Source organism: Longimicrobiaceae bacterium (assembly GCA_036375715.1).
Classification (GTDB): domain Bacteria; phylum Gemmatimonadota; class Gemmatimonadetes; order Longimicrobiales; family Longimicrobiaceae; genus DASVBS01.
Genome location: DASVBS010000065.1, coordinates 71,648 through 85,469, shown reverse-complemented (window position 1 = coordinate 85,469; position 13,822 = coordinate 71,648). Strand labels below are relative to the sequence as shown.

The window sequence follows — 13,822 nt, the reverse complement described above, 5'->3', positions numbered from 1 at the left end:
CTTTTCCCTTTTACGAGCATGACTCCTTCCGAACAGCAGCAGACGGGAACGGAGACCACGGCCGAGCTATTGGCGCGGCGGACCCAACTCCAGGAATGGCTTGCCCGACTGGACGAGGTGGGCAGTGATATTCCCGCCCAGGTGGCCCGGCGCGTCCGCGAGGACTACGAACAGCGGCTGGCGGCGGTGATGGCCGAGCTGGCCGCGCACTCGGAGGCGCTGGCCAGCGATCGCGAGCGCCTCGAGGAACGGCTCCTTGCTGCGGCCGAGCGACATGATGCCGCGATCGAAGCGCTGGAGGAGGCGCGTCTGCGGCACAGGATCGGCGAGCTCTCCGACGAGCACTGGGAGGAGCGCCGTCCGGGGTTGGAAGCGGAAGTTGCCGCCGCGGCCGAGGAGCGCGCGAAGACGGAGCGCGAGATGGCCGCGCTGGACGACCTCCTCCGCCAGGTCGCGGTAGGCACTCATGATGACGAGGCTACAGTTGAGGACGGTGGTCCTGCGGCGGCGACGCCTGCGGACGGGCCGGCGTGGGACGCGGATGCTCCGGTCTCCGAGGCGCCGCAACCTACCTCGTTTGCCGACGCCGCGGCCGAGTGGGATCCCGATCTGCCGCTCCTGGAAGAGGTAGTCGTACCCGCGCCGCAGGAGGACTCGGCGGAGGGAGGGGAGGGATCCCGGGAGGGATCTGCGCATCCGCCCCAGGCCTCCTTCGGCGGCGTCGCCGCGCCGGACGATGAGCTGGTGGAGATCACGGCCTTTGCCGCGGAGGCGGAGGCGCTCGCCAACGAGCTCGACCCGGAGCATCGCGACGACGACTACGCATTCCTCCAGGAGCTCGATCGGGCGATCGCCGCCACGGCGCCGCGCGCTCCCGCCGAGGAGGACGTGCCGTCTGCCGAGACCCGCCCGCAGCCCGGATTGAAGTGCCCGGAGTGCGGCTACTCCAACGATCCGGCCGCCTGGTACTGCGGCGTGTGCGGCGTGGATCTGGGATGATCCCGCCCTCGAGGCGCCTATCGTGAACAAGGAAAAGCGCCCCGCCGGAGGGATCCGGCGGGGCGCTTCGTCCGCTGAACGGCGTCGATTCAGACGCTGACGCCGCGCTCTCTCGCCACGCGGGAGAGCTTCGACTTGAGGCGCGCGGCCTTGTTGGGGTGAATGAGCCGCTTGCGGGCAGCGCGGTCGAGCAGGGACTTAGCCTGCAGGAACGCGGCTTCGGCCCCCTCACCCTCTGCCAGGCGGGCCTTCTTGATCGCGGTGCGGAGCCGGGAGCGGGCTGCCTTGTTCCGCTGCTCACGGATCTTGTTGGTCCGCATCCGCTTCTCAGCGGACTTGACGTTCGGCAAAACAGGCCTCCGGTGGAACGAAAGGGTAATCGTCAATCTTCTGACACAAGCGTTAAGAATAGACGTAGAGCGGAGAGATGTCAACGCATTGCCGCCTTCGGGCGTGCACGCGCGCAGTCGGGGAGGGTGACGATTTCCCGGAAGGGCGGCTTTGACATGCCTTCGTGCCCGCGCTAGCTTCTCGCCATGCAAGACCTGATCATTCTCCTACCTGTCCTGATTTTCTCGATCGTGGTCCACGAGGTGGCCCACGGGTGGGTGGCGCGGCAGCAGGGTGACCCCACGGCATACATGCTGGGGCGGATCACCCTGAACCCGATCCCGCATATCGACCCGATCGGAAGCATCCTGGTCCCCGTGTTGCTCGCCCTGGCCCCGGGAGGGCTGATCTTCGGCTGGGCGAAACCGGTTCCGGTCAACCCGCGCAACTTCCGCAATTACAAGCGAGGAGACATCCTCGTGTCGCTCGCCGGGGTGGCGTCGAACTTCCTGCTGGCGATCGCCTTCACGGTGGTGATGGCGCTGAGCGAGTGGCTGCTGCGCCTGGTGCCGGACCTGACGACCACCTGGCTGATCCTGCGGACCATGGCGCAGTACGGGGTCTACATCAACTTCGTGTTGATGCTCTTCAACCTGGTCCCGATCCCGCCGCTCGACGGCTCGCACGTCTTCGCCTACCTGCTGCCTACGCGTCTCGCCTACCGCTACCGGCAGATCGGCATGGGGGGGACGGTCATCGTGCTGCTCCTGCTCTGGGTGACCGGCTTCACCTTCCTGCTCGTCCCCCTCAACTGGCTGTACGGTGCGGCGATGGTGTTCAAGGGAATGCTGGTGTGACGTCCGCTGCCGCCGCCGCACAGCTCGAAGTCGATCCCTTCGTCGTAGGCCTTGACCGCTTCCAGGGGCCGCTGGACCTCCTGCTGCACCTCATCCGCAAGCAGGACATCGACATCTTCGACATCCCCATCGCTCGCATCACGGCCCAGTTCCTCGCCGCCATCCGGGAGGTGGATCGGTTGGAGCTCGACCGCGCGGGCGAGTTCGTGGAGATGGCGGCGACCCTGGTGCGGATCAAGGCGCAGATGCTCTTCCCGCGTCACGAGGAAGAAGACGCGGAGGATCCACGGGCCGACCTGGTGAGGCGGCTGCTGGAGTACGAGCACTTCCGCGAGGCGGCGGATCGACTTGAACAGGCGGAGCGGGAGCGCGCGCGCCACTTCCCTCGCGGGTTCACCGAGCCCCGTGCAGTACCTTCGCTGGCCGAAGCGCCACTCGAGGTCACCTGGGACGAAGTATGGGCAGCGGTGCTCGCGCTGGTGGAGAGGCTTGCGGAGCCGGAGCCCGGCTACACCTTCGCTGCGAGGCCGGTACGGATCGAGGAGAAGATGGAGCACGTCCTGGCCGCGCTGCGGCGGCGCGAGCGCATCGAATTCGCCACCCTCGTGGCGCCCTGGGGTACGCGCATGCATGCGGTCGCCTCGCTGCTCGCCTGCCTGGAGCTGAGTCGACGCAGTCTGCTGCGGCTACGACAGAGCGCTCCTTTCGAGGCGCTCTGGGTGTATCGAGCGAAGGTTACGGACGATGCGGCCTAGCCGGATCATCGAAGCGGTTCTGTTTGCCAGCGAGGCGCCCCTGAGCGCTGAAGAACTGGCCCGTGCGGACCCGGCGTTCGACGAGGAGGTAGTGGAGCGCCTCATCGCCGAGCTGCGGGCCGAGTACGAGCGCGAGGGGCGAGCCTTCGACATCTACGAGATCGCCGGAGGCTACCAGCTGCTCACCCGACCCGAGTTCGCGTCCATCCTCGATCGGTTCCATTCGGTTCCCGTGTCGCCCAAGCTGTCGACGCCGGCCCTCGAAACGCTGGCGATCATCGCTTATCGGCAGCCCGTCGGGCGGGCGGAGATCGAGGAAATCCGGGGCGTGGGATCCGGAGGGGTACTACGCACGCTGCAGGAGAGAGGGATCATCGACGTGGTCGGCCGCGCGGAAACGCTCGGGCGGCCGCTCCTTTATGGCACGACCCCCGCGTTCCTCGCACACTTCGGCTTCCGGTCGCTGGCCGATCTGCCGCGTCCGGAGGATCTTCCCGTCGTTCTTGCGAGGGCCAACGGGGATGGACAGTAAGACGGTCCGGCTACAGGCTTACCTCTCCCGCGCCGGTGTCGCCTCCCGTAGAGCTAGCGAGGAGCTCATCCGCGCAGGCAAGGTGCGGGTGAATGGCGCGGTCGCCGAGCTGGGGATGAGCGTGGATCCCGCGGCCGACGTGGTCGAGGTCGAGGGGCAGGTCGTCGCGCCCCAGCGCACGCAGTGGGTAGCGATCCACAAGCCCAAGGGGTACGTGACCACGCGTGAGGACCCGGAGGGGAGAAAGACGGTGTACGACCTGCTCCCCGAACACCTCCGGCACCTCTTCCACGTAGGGCGCCTCGACCGTGACAGCTCGGGCCTCCTCCTGCTCACCAACGACGGGATAGCGGCCAATCGCCTGTTGCACCCGCGGTACGGCACCACCAAGGAGTACTGGGCCGACGTCGAGGGGCTGCCCACCGACTCCGCACTACGGCAGCTGGTTACCGGTGTGGAGTTGGAGGACGGTACGGCCAGGGCCGAGTCGGTGGAGGTGCGGAGCGAGGTCCGGCCGGGGGTGATCCGCCTGGCCGTCGTCATGCGGGAGGGGAAGCGACGGGAGGTGCGCAGGATGCTCGAGGCCGTCGGGCATCCTGTGCGTCGGCTCTTCCGCCGGCGCTTCGGGCCGGTCGAGATTGGCCGCCTGGCGCCGGGCAAGTGGCGCTACCTGACGGCAGAGGAGATGGCGGCCCTCGGCAGCAAGGACGAGCGTCCGGTAGCGCCGCCCCGCGGGCCTCGCGGACCTCGCGAATCTCGGGGCGGCGCACGCCGGGGGCGGCCGAAGCAGAAGCCGGTGGCGACGGAGACCCAGGCGCCCCGGACAGACTCCCCGCCGAGGGGTCGTGGCAGGCGCGGGAATCGGTGAGGTCGGTGCGAGGTAAGGCCTCGCCTCCGCGCCGAGATATCCTGTCCTCCGTGTCGTCGCCGCGAGCACGTCGCTGTCGAGAAGCTGCCGGCGCACGCGCTGAAGTGCGTCAGGCTACACCAGCACTGGACCCATGGAACGCACTGCTGCTGACCGCGAAGTCCCGTCTGCCCCTGCCGGCGATACCCTGACCCGGCGGATCGTGGGGGAGGTGCACAAGCGGGTGGTCGGTCAGGAGTACATGATCGAGCGGCTGCTGATCGGCCTCCTGACCGGTGGGCACGTGCTGTTCGAGGGAGTGCCGGGGCTGGCGAAGACGCTCACCGTCAAGACCCTCTCCGAGACGATCGACGCAACCTTCTCCCGCATCCAGTTCACTCCGGACCTGCTGCCGGCCGACGTGATCGGCACGGTTGTCTACAATGTGCGGACCGGCGAGTTCGTCCCGCACCGCGGACCAATCTTCGCCAACATCGTCCTGGCCGACGAGATCAACCGGGCGCCGGCGAAGGTCCAGGCGGCACTCCTGGAGGCGATGCAGGAGCGGCAGGTCACGGTAGGCGGCGACACCTTCGCGCTGCCGGAGCCCTTCCTCGTGCTCGCCACCCAGAACCCGATCGAGCAGGAGGGGACCTACCCGCTACCGGAGGCGCAGGTCGACCGCTTCATGCTGAAGGTGGTGGTCGGGTATCCCTCACGGGAGGAAGAGAAGGAGATCCTCCGCCGGATGTCCGGCGGTGTGCCGATCCCGGTGGAGGTCGTGGCCACGCCCGCCGAGATACTGAAAGCCCGGCGCGCGATCGCCCAGCTCTACCTGGACGACAAGATCAGCGACTACATCATCGACCTGGTCGCCGCCACGCGCGACCCCGCGTCGCTCGGCCTCAAGGACCTGGTGCCGCTGATCGAGTTCGGGGCCTCGCCCCGGGCAACGATTGCGCTGGCCATGTGCGCACGAGCTCACGCCTTTCTGCGCGGGCGAAGCTACGTGATCCCGGAAGACGTGAAGGCGGTTGCTCCCGACGTGCTGCGCCACCGGGTGATCGTGACCTACGAGGCGGAGGCCGAGGAGATTACCTCCGACGACATCGTGCGGCGCGTGCTGGCGGCGGCTCGGACTCCCTGAGCATGCTCCGTCGACCCACGCCCGAGCCGCTCCGCCGTGATCCGATCCCCGCCTCGCGCGAGGTCCTGCGGCAGGTCCGCCGCATCGATCTGCGCACCCGAGGGCTCGTCAACTCGCGCTTTTCCGGCGAGTACCAGTCGGTCTTCAAGGGGCAGGGGATCGAGTTCGCCGAGGTCCGCCAATACCTTCCTGGCGACGACGTCCGTTCCATCGACTGGAACGTCACCGCACGCCTGGGCGAGCCCTACCTCAAGCGCTACCACGAGGAACGGGAGCTCACCGTGCTGCTCGTGGTGGACTTCTCCGGCTCGCAGCGCTGGGCCTCGCGCGGCCGGCTGAAGTCGGAGGTGGTAGTGGAGGTGGCAGCGACCCTCGCCATGTCCGCCATTCGCAACAACGACCGCGTGGGGCTGCTGGTCACCACCAGCGCCGTGGAGTGGTTCGTACCTCCTCGCAAAGGGCGCCGGCACGTCCTGCGGCTGGTGCGCGACCTACTGGCATTCGAACCCCGGGATCGCGGCACCAACCTCTCGGCGGGGTTGGATTACGCACTCCGGCTCGCCCCCAGCCGCTCCATCATCTTCCTCTTCTCGGATTTCCGGCTGGGTGACGGCTGGGACGAGTTCGGCAGCACGCTGACCGCGGCGGCGGCCCGCCACGACGTCGTGGCCGTGCACCTGGCGGATCGGCTCGACGAAGCCCTGCCCGCGGTCGGTCTCATCGAAGTGCGCGACCCGGAGACGGGCCAGGTGACCCCCCTCGACACCTCCTCCCGTCAGGCTCAGGAGGCATTCGCGAAGGCAGTATCGCGCGATGCCGAGGAGGCCCGGCGCCTGTTCCGCCGGCGACGCGTGGACGAGATTCGCTTGCGGACCGACGCCCCGTTCGGCCGCGAGCTGCTCGCCTTCTTCCAGCGTCGGGAGCGACGTCGACGGCGATGAACGCGGCGGGATTGCTCGCGTGGGCCATCGCGTTGGCGACATTGCTCCAGGCACCTCCGAACGTCCAGGACCCGGCGGACGGCGATTCGGCCGCCGTGGGCAGGGCCGCTGTCCCACCGTCCCAGCCTTCCACCTTCCCGCTGACCGCAAGTGCCGGAATCGCCCCCGATACGGTCACCGTGGGCGATCACTTCCGGGTGCGCCTGCAGGTCGCCGCACCCGAGGGTGCGACGGTGGAATTCCCGCCTTTCCGCCTGATCGAGCCGGTGGAAGCGGCCGACTCCCTGCGGGTCGCGCGCGATTCCGCGGGCCACTGGATCGCCACGTACACCCTCGTCGCCTGGACCCCTAGTGACTCGCTGGTCGGATCCTTCCCCATTCGGGTTCGCGGGGCCGACGGTGTAGTCAGTGACCGGCGCGTGCGGCTCCGCCTACCGATCGTTCGCTCTGTCCTCCCCGCGGACACTTCGCTACACGTCCCTCGTCCCGCCAAGGCAGTGCTCCCGATGGCGCAGCCCGTCCCGGTGGGGCGTGGCTGGGTCGTCCCCGTCGTGTTGCTGCTGGTGCTGGTTGCCGGAGTTGCGTGGCTCCTTCTGCGCGGGCGCTCCAGGGCCGGACACAGGGAGGTCGACCCGCGCGCCGCCGCACTTGCCTCACTGGATGCCATCGCGCGCGAGCGTCTGCCGGAGCGAGGGCTGATCGAGGAGTACCACGTGCGTACCTCGCGGGTGCTGCGCCGGTACATCCGCGAGGCGGCCGGTGTGGGAGAGGACCTCACCACTACCGAATTGATCGACCTTCTGGAGCGCACTGGCCACGACGGGGCGCAGGTGGCCGCCCTGGCGAGCCTGCTCTACCGCGCCGACCAGGTCAAGTTTTCCGGCCGCGTCACGGATTCCGAGCTGGCGGAGATCCGGATGTATGAAGAGCAGATGCGCAGATGGGTTTCGGCCTGGCCGCCAGCACCGGCGGACGCGCATCCGGGGCGTAAGGAGGCCGCATGAGCCTCGGCTGGGGCGAACCCCTCTGGTTGGCCGGGCTGGTGCTGATCCCACCGTATCTGTGGTGGCTGCTGCGGGGCCGGCGCGCGTATCTGCCACTTCCGTCCGCGGCAGAGCTCGGCGCAGCCTCGACGACGGCGCGGTGGCTCGTCCTGCTTCCACTCCTGCTGCGCGGGCTGGTTCTCGCCTTGCTGCTGGTGGCGCTGGCGCGGCCGCGCACCCCTGGGCGCATCGTCGAGGACGCCAGCCTCGGCGTCCCGGTCGTAGTCGCGATCGACCTCTCCTCCTCCATGCTCGCGGAGGATTTCCAGCCTCGCAATCGCCTCACCGTCGCCAGGGAGACCGTCGCTTCCTTCATCGAGGGACGCACGAGGGATCCGATCGGTCTGGTCGCCTTCGCCGGGGAGGCCATCACCGTCTCCCCGGTGACCACCTACCGCCCCGTGCTGCTCAATGCCCTGCGTGGGTTGACCGTGGGACTGCTCGATGACGGCACCGCCATCGGTGACGGACTCGCGATCGCGGTGAACCGGCTCCGAATGCTGCCGGGGCGTGAGCGCGTGGTGGTGTTGATGAGCGACGGCGAGAACAACCGCGGCGCCATCGCGCCGCTGGACGCGGCGGCGGCCGCAGCCGCGCTGGGGGTGAGGGTCTTCACCATCGGTGTGGGATCTCAGGGAGTGGCGCGCGTGCCGGTGGAGCGGGTAGGGGGAGACCTCGTCTACGCGGAGCAACCGGTGGGGATTGACGAGGCCCTCCTGAGGCAGATCGCCGAGATGACGGGTGGTCTGTACTTCCGCGCCACCAATCCGGCTGCGCTGCGCGCGATCTACGAGGAGATCGATCGCATGGTCGCGACGCCGCTGGAGGAGCGTCGACGGGTCCTGTACGAAGAGTGGTATCTACCGGTTCTGCTGGCGGCCGGCCTGGTGCTGGCGATGGAATGGCTGCTCCGTGGCTCGCGTTGGGGGGTGGTACCCGGATGACCTGGCATCCCACCGTTGGCCTGGCGTTCGGAGCCGCGATCCTGCTGCTGGTGGCGGGCGGCCTCTTCCTGCACCTGCGTCGGCGTCGTCGGGTCGCGGAGGCCTTCGGCGATCCTATGCTGCTAACTCGCCTCGTCGGGGTCGACCTGCGGCGCGTTCCCTGGTCGAGGGTGTTGCTGGTGATCGGCGCGGCGATGGCGCTGGCGGGTGCCCTCGCCGATCCGCGGTGGGGAATCGGGGAGGCGGATAGCTCGGTGCGGGGTGGACCGGTCGTGCTGGTGATCGACGTGTCCAGCTCGATGCTGGTCGAGGACGGGACGCCGACCCGACTCGCCGCGGCGCGGACGACAGCGGCGGGGCTCGTTTCAGAGCTTGCAGGGGTGCCGGTGGGGATCGTGGTCTTTGCGGGTCGGGCCTACGCACTCGCCCCTCCCACCCGCGATGCGGGCGCCATCGACCTGTATCTCGACGCGCTCGACACGCGCATGATCACGCAGACGGGGTCGGCCCTGGCCGGGGCGATCCGGCAGGGCGTGGGGCTGCTGCTGGCCGGGGGAGGGGAGGGAGGCAGCCTGGTGGTGATCTCCGACGGGAACACCATGGAGGAACGCGACGATCTGGAAGAGGCGATCAGCCTCGCGCGCCGGGCCCGCATTCCGATCGTCACCGTCGGGGTGGGTTCGGTCGAAGGGGGGCCCGTGCCCGATCTCGACCCGGCGACGGGCGAGCGAATTGGATACAAGCAGGACGCGGTCGGCCGGCTGGTGCAGTCGCAACTCCACGAAGGCCTGTTGCGGGCCATTGCTTCCGGGACGGGCGGCGAATACCTCCCGATGGGTGAAGCGTCCGCGGAGCGCCTGGCCCGGCTGGTGAGGGGGGTGGCGGGCTGGGGAGCCGGGCAGGAGGTGTCGGGGCCGCCACGCTTTGCCTGGCTCGCAGTGCTCGCCCTGCTTCTGCTGGCGTTGGAGGCTCTTCTCGCCCGTGGCCTTAGAGGCCGGTTGGTCAGGAGGAACCTGGGCGGCGGCGTCGCGGCCCTGCTGCTGGCCCTCTCGGCGGGCTGCGCCGATCCCCGGGCTCCGTCCCCGGAAGCGGCGGATCAGCCGGTCGATTCGGTTGCGATGTACCGCCGAGTCGCCGCCGCGCAGCCCGGTGAGTCGGTGCCGCTTTACAACCTCGGAACCGTCCTCCTGCAACGGCAGCGCTTCGAGGAGGCCCGACCCCCGCTCGAGGCGGCCACCCGGGCTGCAGAGCCGGAGCTTCGTCAGCGCGCACGCTACAACCTGGGGAACACCCGGCTCGAGCCCTTCTTCACCCCGGGAGGCGCCGCTCCGCGGGATCGCGAGGAGCGCCTTCGACTTCTGCGCGACGCGATCGAAGACTACCGACAGGCCCTCCGGCTGGATGCGGACGACGTGGACGCGAAGTGGAACCTCGAGCTGGCGCTGCGCCTCATGCGGGATGAGCGGACGCGGCCACCCGAGCCCGAGCCGCCCGATCCCCCCGAGCCGGAAGGGCCTGGCGCCGGCGGTGGAGGTGGTGGAGGAGGCGGCGGAGCCACTGGTGATGGCGGCCGAGGGGGCGGCGGTGCCGGCACGCAGGATCCACTACCTCAAGCCGGGTCTGGTGGACTGGATCGCCCCAGTATGAGCCGCAAGGAGGCCGAGGAACTACTCCAGCAGGCCGCGAATCGCGAGGTGGGGGTCCAGCGGGAGACGCTGGAGAAGCCGCAGCCGCGCGGAGGAATAGCGCACTGAGCGAGTCGACACCAGCTCTGCGATTGTCCGCGCGGGGCGCATGCTGCGCGGTCGGCGGTTGCTCAGCGTGCCGCGCTCAGCAGCACGGGCACGTCGTTGTTCCGGGCAATGAGAATATGGCTTTCGCCGTCCGGTCGCCGGACCACGCCCATTCCGCGCACCTCCCCCTCCACCGAGAGCCCGCTTTCCGCTGGATCCACCGCCTCGAATCGTCCGCCTCCCAGGCCGAGGAGCAGCACCCCATAGGTCGCGTCGTATGCGCCCCGCAGGGGTGTGACGCCGCTGAAGTTACCCCCCAGCAGGAGGTCCACCACTCCGTCGCCGGTGAGATCCGTCGCCAACGACGCGTAGATCGGTGCGAACTGAGCTTCCGCCGGCAGCGTCTGCAGGTGGAAGCGCCCGTTCTCGTCGCGCAGGGCAACCGAGCTCGCGAACTGCCGCGCCTCGAAGGCCTCTGCGCTCTCGATCTGATCGGGGGTGAGGATCTCGTCGAGCTGACTGGCCCCGAAGGACGCATAGGTCGGGAAGCGCTCGCGCAGCGGCGGGATCGCCTCGAGCAGCTCGTCGCGCCCCAGCAGCGGATAGCTCTCCTGCCCGTGGAAGAGGGTGATGATCTGCTGCAACTGCCCGGTCCGCGCGAAGTCTCCGACGAACATCCGCACCGGCTGTTCGGCCGATCCGCGGATGTACGAGTTCAGGCCCAGGTTGCCGAGCACCAGGTCTTCACGCCCGTCTCCATCCAGGTCGGCTGCCTGCGCGTGGTTCCACCATCCCTCCGTGCCCGCCAGCCCCACCTCCTCGGTCCGCTCGACCAGCCTACCCCCTTCCACCCGGAAAAGGCGAACCGGCATCCACTCGCCCACCACCACCAGCTCCCGCGGTCCATTCTGCCCCGATTGCAGCCACGTCGCCGAGGTGACCATGCCCACCTGCCGCAACTCGGGGGCGAGTTCGTCAGTGACGTCGGTGAACCGTCCGCCATCGTTGCGGAGTAGGTAACTGCGAGGGATCTGTCCGTAGGCGCGCGCCACGACCCGCCCGCCGACGAACAGGTCGGTGTCGCCGTCGCCATCAAAGTCGCCGGGCGCCACGACGGAGCCGTTCTCGAACATCGGTGGGAGAGCCTCCGCAACTCGGGTGAACTCGCCCTGTCCATCGTTCAGGTACAGGCGGTCGAGCAGCGCCTCCGAGTTGCCCCAGAACTCGTTTCCTCCACTCACCACGTAGAGGTCGAGCGCCGCATCTCCGTTGGCGTCGAAGAAGGCCGCATCGACGTCCTCGTGCAGGCTATCCGCGCGAAACGTTGCTTCCGAAATGGGCAGAAAGCTTCCATCCGGGCGCTGCGCGAGCAGCCTGCTCGGCTGCCACTTCGCTCCCCCGAGAAACACGTCGTCCAGACCATCTCCGTTGACATCCCCCACTGCCAGCGCCGGCCCTTCCCGCGAGACCATGTGCGGCATGAGCGGCTCGCGGTTGAAGTCGAAGTACTCGTTCTCCTCGTGCGCGTAGGCGAGGCCTTGGGGCAGGGGCACCTCCTGGATGACCGGCTGCGCGTCTCCAGACATCCCTTCATCTCCTGCTAAGCCTAGCTCTCCACCTACCGCGTCGAAGTAGTCGCCCGCCGCGTCCTCCTGCGAGAGGGTCAGCGTGGTATCTGCCGGCACCGCGGTGAGCACCTGGAAGCGTCGATCCGGCCAGATGACCACCAGGGAGTCGACCCGCTCGGCAGCGCCAAGTCCGAAATGCACGCGAGGATCCACGGACGACTGGAATCCCCGCGTGGGCACCTGCTCCGCCATCTGGGTGACATCCCCGTGCCGGACGATCACCTTCGCTCCGATCCCGGCGGTGTTCCTCTCGCTGCCGCGCAGGCTCACCTTCAGGTAGTGGTTGCCGCCAATCTCGCGCGCCCGATTCCGGTAGATGGAGGCCGGCGCCCCGATATTGTTGACGACGAGGTCCAGCGCGCCGCTGTTGTTCAGGTCCACGTAGGCGGCGCCGTTGGAGAAGCCGGCTTGGCCCAGCCCCCACGCCTCGGCCATGTCCGTGAAGGTGAGGTCGCCGTTGTTGTGGAAGGCGAAATTCGGGATCGCCACCTGCGGCATATGGTCGCGTACCGCGAGGTTCTCCCTGGTGATTCCGGCCGCAAGCGAGCGCTGCACCGACGCCTGGCCGACGAACTGGATGTAGTCGAGGTCGTTGGGCCGTCTGAAGATGCCGTTGGTGACGAAGAGGTCCTTCAGGCCGTCGTTGTCGAGGTCGGCGAACAGCGTCGCCCAGCTCCAATCGGTGGCGTGTACGCCCGCGAAGTAGCCGATCTCGCTGAAGCTTCCGTCGCCGCGGTTCAGCTGCAGGGTGTTCCGGGCGTACTGGGGATGGTAGCCGAGTTGCTGGCGCAGCTGGAAGGTCCGGAAGCTCTCCGCGTTGGCGGAGGTCTTGAGAATCTCCTCGCGGGTGGGCAGCATGTCCGCGACGTAGACGTCCGGCCGGAGGTCGTTGTTGAAATCGGCCGCATCGACCCCCATCGAGAAGCGGCTCGTGTGGCCCATCGCCTCGCGCAGTGACTCCGTGAAGGTGCCGTCGCAGTTGTTCCGGTAGTAGAGGTCGTCCCCCTCGAAGTCGTTCGCGACGTAGATGTCGATGCAACCGTCGCCGTTCAGGTCGCTGGCCACGACCCCCAGGCCGTAACCCTCTGCGTTCGACAGGATACCGGCGGCCCGGGTCACGTCCACGAAGTGGTTGCCGTCGTTGCGGAAGAGGCGGTCGCCGGCGGTGGGGTGGGGCGTCAGGTTACGTGGGGTGCCGCGCTCGTCGTGTGTCGAGTGGTTGAGGAGGTACAGGTCGAGGTCCCCATCCGCGTCGTAATCGACGAAGAGAGCCTGGGTGGAGTATCCCGCGTATTCGAGGCCGTACTCCGTGGTGCGATCGGTGAAGGTTCCGTCGCCGTTGTTGACGTACAGGATGTTCCCTCCCCGGGAGGAGAGATAGTCCACGCCCGACACGTAGATGTCGAGCGCCCCGTCGCCGTTCACGTCGGCCATGGTGGCCCCGCTCGTCCAGCTGTCCGGACCGGCCACGCCCGCCCGCTCGGTGACGTCCTCGAAGCGGTAGTTCCCGTGATTGAGATAGAGCCGATCGGGACCGAGGTTGGCGGTGAAGAACAGGTCGGGGTACCCATTCCCATCCACGTCTCCCACGGCCACGCCCCCGCCATTGTAGTAATACAGGTAGTTGAGGATGTTCAGCTCCGGATCGACCGGGAGATCGTTGCGGAAGGTGACCCCGGTCTGCTCAGGTGGCAGCAGCTCGAAGAGCGCCTCGTCCGGCGCGTCCCGCGAGCAGCCCATCCACAGCCAGGAGCAAAGAAGCAGAAGCGTACCGATCGGTCCGGGGCGAGGTATCACCATCGTCGCTGGTCGAGAGCTCGGGGGAAGGGGAGCGCCGGGAGCGCGCATGTGGCACTCGGCGCGGCGATTTCGCGCCGCCGTCGCGCTCGGACCTGAGTGCGCTCGGCAAATTTAAGAGCCGGATGGGCGTGGAGGGAAATGTCAGTCGTCGGTTGTCCGGGATCGTGCTTTGGTCCAGCTGCCGCCGGGCTGTTCTGAAGCGGGAGGGCTCTATCAACATGACGCCCCGCCCGGCGAGCCGGGGCGGGGCGCCAGCGGGTCCGGCC

Annotated in this window: 12 protein-coding genes; 10 read left to right on the top strand and 2 right to left on the bottom strand. The window is 68.4% G+C overall.

All coding sequences use genetic code 11. The features are described from left to right. The first annotated feature begins 18 nt into the window (after positions 1-18). The gene (locus tag VF167_13850; protein HEX6926499.1) at positions 19-999 is read left to right on the top strand and encodes a zinc ribbon domain-containing protein; all 981 of its coding nucleotides are present in this window, start codon (positions 19-21) and stop codon (positions 997-999) included. Between the two features lie 89 nt (positions 1,000-1,088). Here the strand turns inward: VF167_13850 and rpsT are convergent, their stop codons facing one another. Beyond that, positions 1,089-1,349: a 30S ribosomal protein S20 gene (gene rpsT / locus VF167_13845; protein ID HEX6926498.1), complete on the bottom strand. Its 261-nt coding sequence runs from the start codon at positions 1,347-1,349 to the stop codon at positions 1,089-1,091. Positions 1,350-1,535: 186 nt separating this feature from the next. Here rpsT and VF167_13840 point away from each other — a divergent pair, with 186 nt between their 5' ends. The 9 genes from VF167_13840 (at position 1,536) to VF167_13800 (ending at position 10,149) form a co-directional block, all read left to right on the top strand. After that, positions 1,536-2,186, top strand: coding sequence for a site-2 protease family protein (locus VF167_13840; protein ID HEX6926497.1), 651 nt, complete (start codon positions 1,536-1,538; stop codon positions 2,184-2,186). Then, positions 2,183-2,941 carry a segregation/condensation protein A gene (locus tag VF167_13835; GenBank protein ID HEX6926496.1) on the top strand — a complete coding sequence of 253 codons (759 nt, stop codon included), beginning with the start codon at positions 2,183-2,185 and terminating at the stop codon, positions 2,939-2,941. The genes VF167_13840 and VF167_13835 overlap by 4 nt, the downstream gene beginning before the upstream one ends. Further along, the gene (gene scpB, locus VF167_13830; protein HEX6926495.1) at positions 2,931-3,473 is read left to right on the top strand and encodes an SMC-Scp complex subunit ScpB; all 543 of its coding nucleotides are present in this window, start codon (positions 2,931-2,933) and stop codon (positions 3,471-3,473) included. Before VF167_13835 ends, scpB begins: the two co-directional genes overlap by 11 nt. After that, entirely contained in the window at positions 3,463-4,341 is an 879-nt protein-coding gene (locus VF167_13825) for a pseudouridine synthase (GenBank protein HEX6926494.1), read from the top strand. Before scpB ends, VF167_13825 begins: the two co-directional genes overlap by 11 nt. A 133-nt stretch (positions 4,342-4,474) precedes the next feature. Beyond that, a complete protein-coding gene (locus VF167_13820; protein ID HEX6926493.1) occupies positions 4,475-5,467 on the top strand; it encodes a MoxR family ATPase in 993 nt (330 codons plus the stop codon). Positions 5,468-5,469: 2 nt separating this feature from the next. Next, on the top strand, positions 5,470-6,408 hold the full coding sequence (locus VF167_13815) for a DUF58 domain-containing protein (protein HEX6926492.1): 939 nt from the start codon (positions 5,470-5,472) through the stop codon (positions 6,406-6,408). Continuing rightward, positions 6,405-7,412 (top strand): DUF4381 family protein, encoded by a 1,008-nt coding sequence (locus tag VF167_13810; protein ID HEX6926491.1) that lies wholly within the window; start codon positions 6,405-6,407, stop codon positions 7,410-7,412. Before VF167_13815 ends, VF167_13810 begins: the two co-directional genes overlap by 4 nt. Next, positions 7,409-8,395, top strand: a complete 987-nt coding sequence (locus tag VF167_13805; GenBank protein ID HEX6926490.1) for a VWA domain-containing protein — start codon at positions 7,409-7,411, stop codon at positions 8,393-8,395. The genes VF167_13810 and VF167_13805 overlap by 4 nt, the downstream gene beginning before the upstream one ends. Next, positions 8,392-10,149 carry a VWA domain-containing protein gene (locus VF167_13800; GenBank protein HEX6926489.1) on the top strand — a complete coding sequence of 586 codons (1,758 nt, stop codon included), beginning with the start codon at positions 8,392-8,394 and terminating at the stop codon, positions 10,147-10,149. Before VF167_13805 ends, VF167_13800 begins: the two co-directional genes overlap by 4 nt. Positions 10,150-10,211: 62 nt before the next feature. On the opposite strand, the gene VF167_13795 is transcribed toward VF167_13800, so the two are convergent. Then, a complete protein-coding gene (locus VF167_13795; GenBank protein ID HEX6926488.1) occupies positions 10,212-13,556 on the bottom strand; it encodes a VCBS repeat-containing protein in 3,345 nt (1,114 codons plus the stop codon). Between the last annotated feature and the right edge of the window lie 266 nt (positions 13,557-13,822).

Coding starts and splice junctions, on each gene's coding strand:
- scpB (HEX6926495.1), top strand. CDS start 2,931: ATGCGGCCTAGCCGGATCATCGAAGCGGTTCTGTTTGCCAGCGAGGCG.
- VF167_13850 (HEX6926499.1), top strand. CDS start 19: ATGACTCCTTCCGAACAGCAGCAGACGGGAACGGAGACCACGGCCGAG.
- VF167_13805 (HEX6926490.1), top strand. CDS start 7,409: ATGAGCCTCGGCTGGGGCGAACCCCTCTGGTTGGCCGGGCTGGTGCTG.
- VF167_13840 (HEX6926497.1), top strand. CDS start 1,536: ATGCAAGACCTGATCATTCTCCTACCTGTCCTGATTTTCTCGATCGTG.
- VF167_13825 (HEX6926494.1), top strand. CDS start 3,463: ATGGACAGTAAGACGGTCCGGCTACAGGCTTACCTCTCCCGCGCCGGT.
- VF167_13810 (HEX6926491.1), top strand. CDS start 6,405: ATGAACGCGGCGGGATTGCTCGCGTGGGCCATCGCGTTGGCGACATTG.
- VF167_13820 (HEX6926493.1), top strand. CDS start 4,475: ATGGAACGCACTGCTGCTGACCGCGAAGTCCCGTCTGCCCCTGCCGGC.
- VF167_13795 (HEX6926488.1), bottom strand. CDS start 13,556: ATGGTGATACCTCGCCCCGGACCGATCGGTACGCTTCTGCTTCTTTGC.
- VF167_13800 (HEX6926489.1), top strand. CDS start 8,392: ATGACCTGGCATCCCACCGTTGGCCTGGCGTTCGGAGCCGCGATCCTG.
- VF167_13815 (HEX6926492.1), top strand. CDS start 5,470: ATGCTCCGTCGACCCACGCCCGAGCCGCTCCGCCGTGATCCGATCCCC.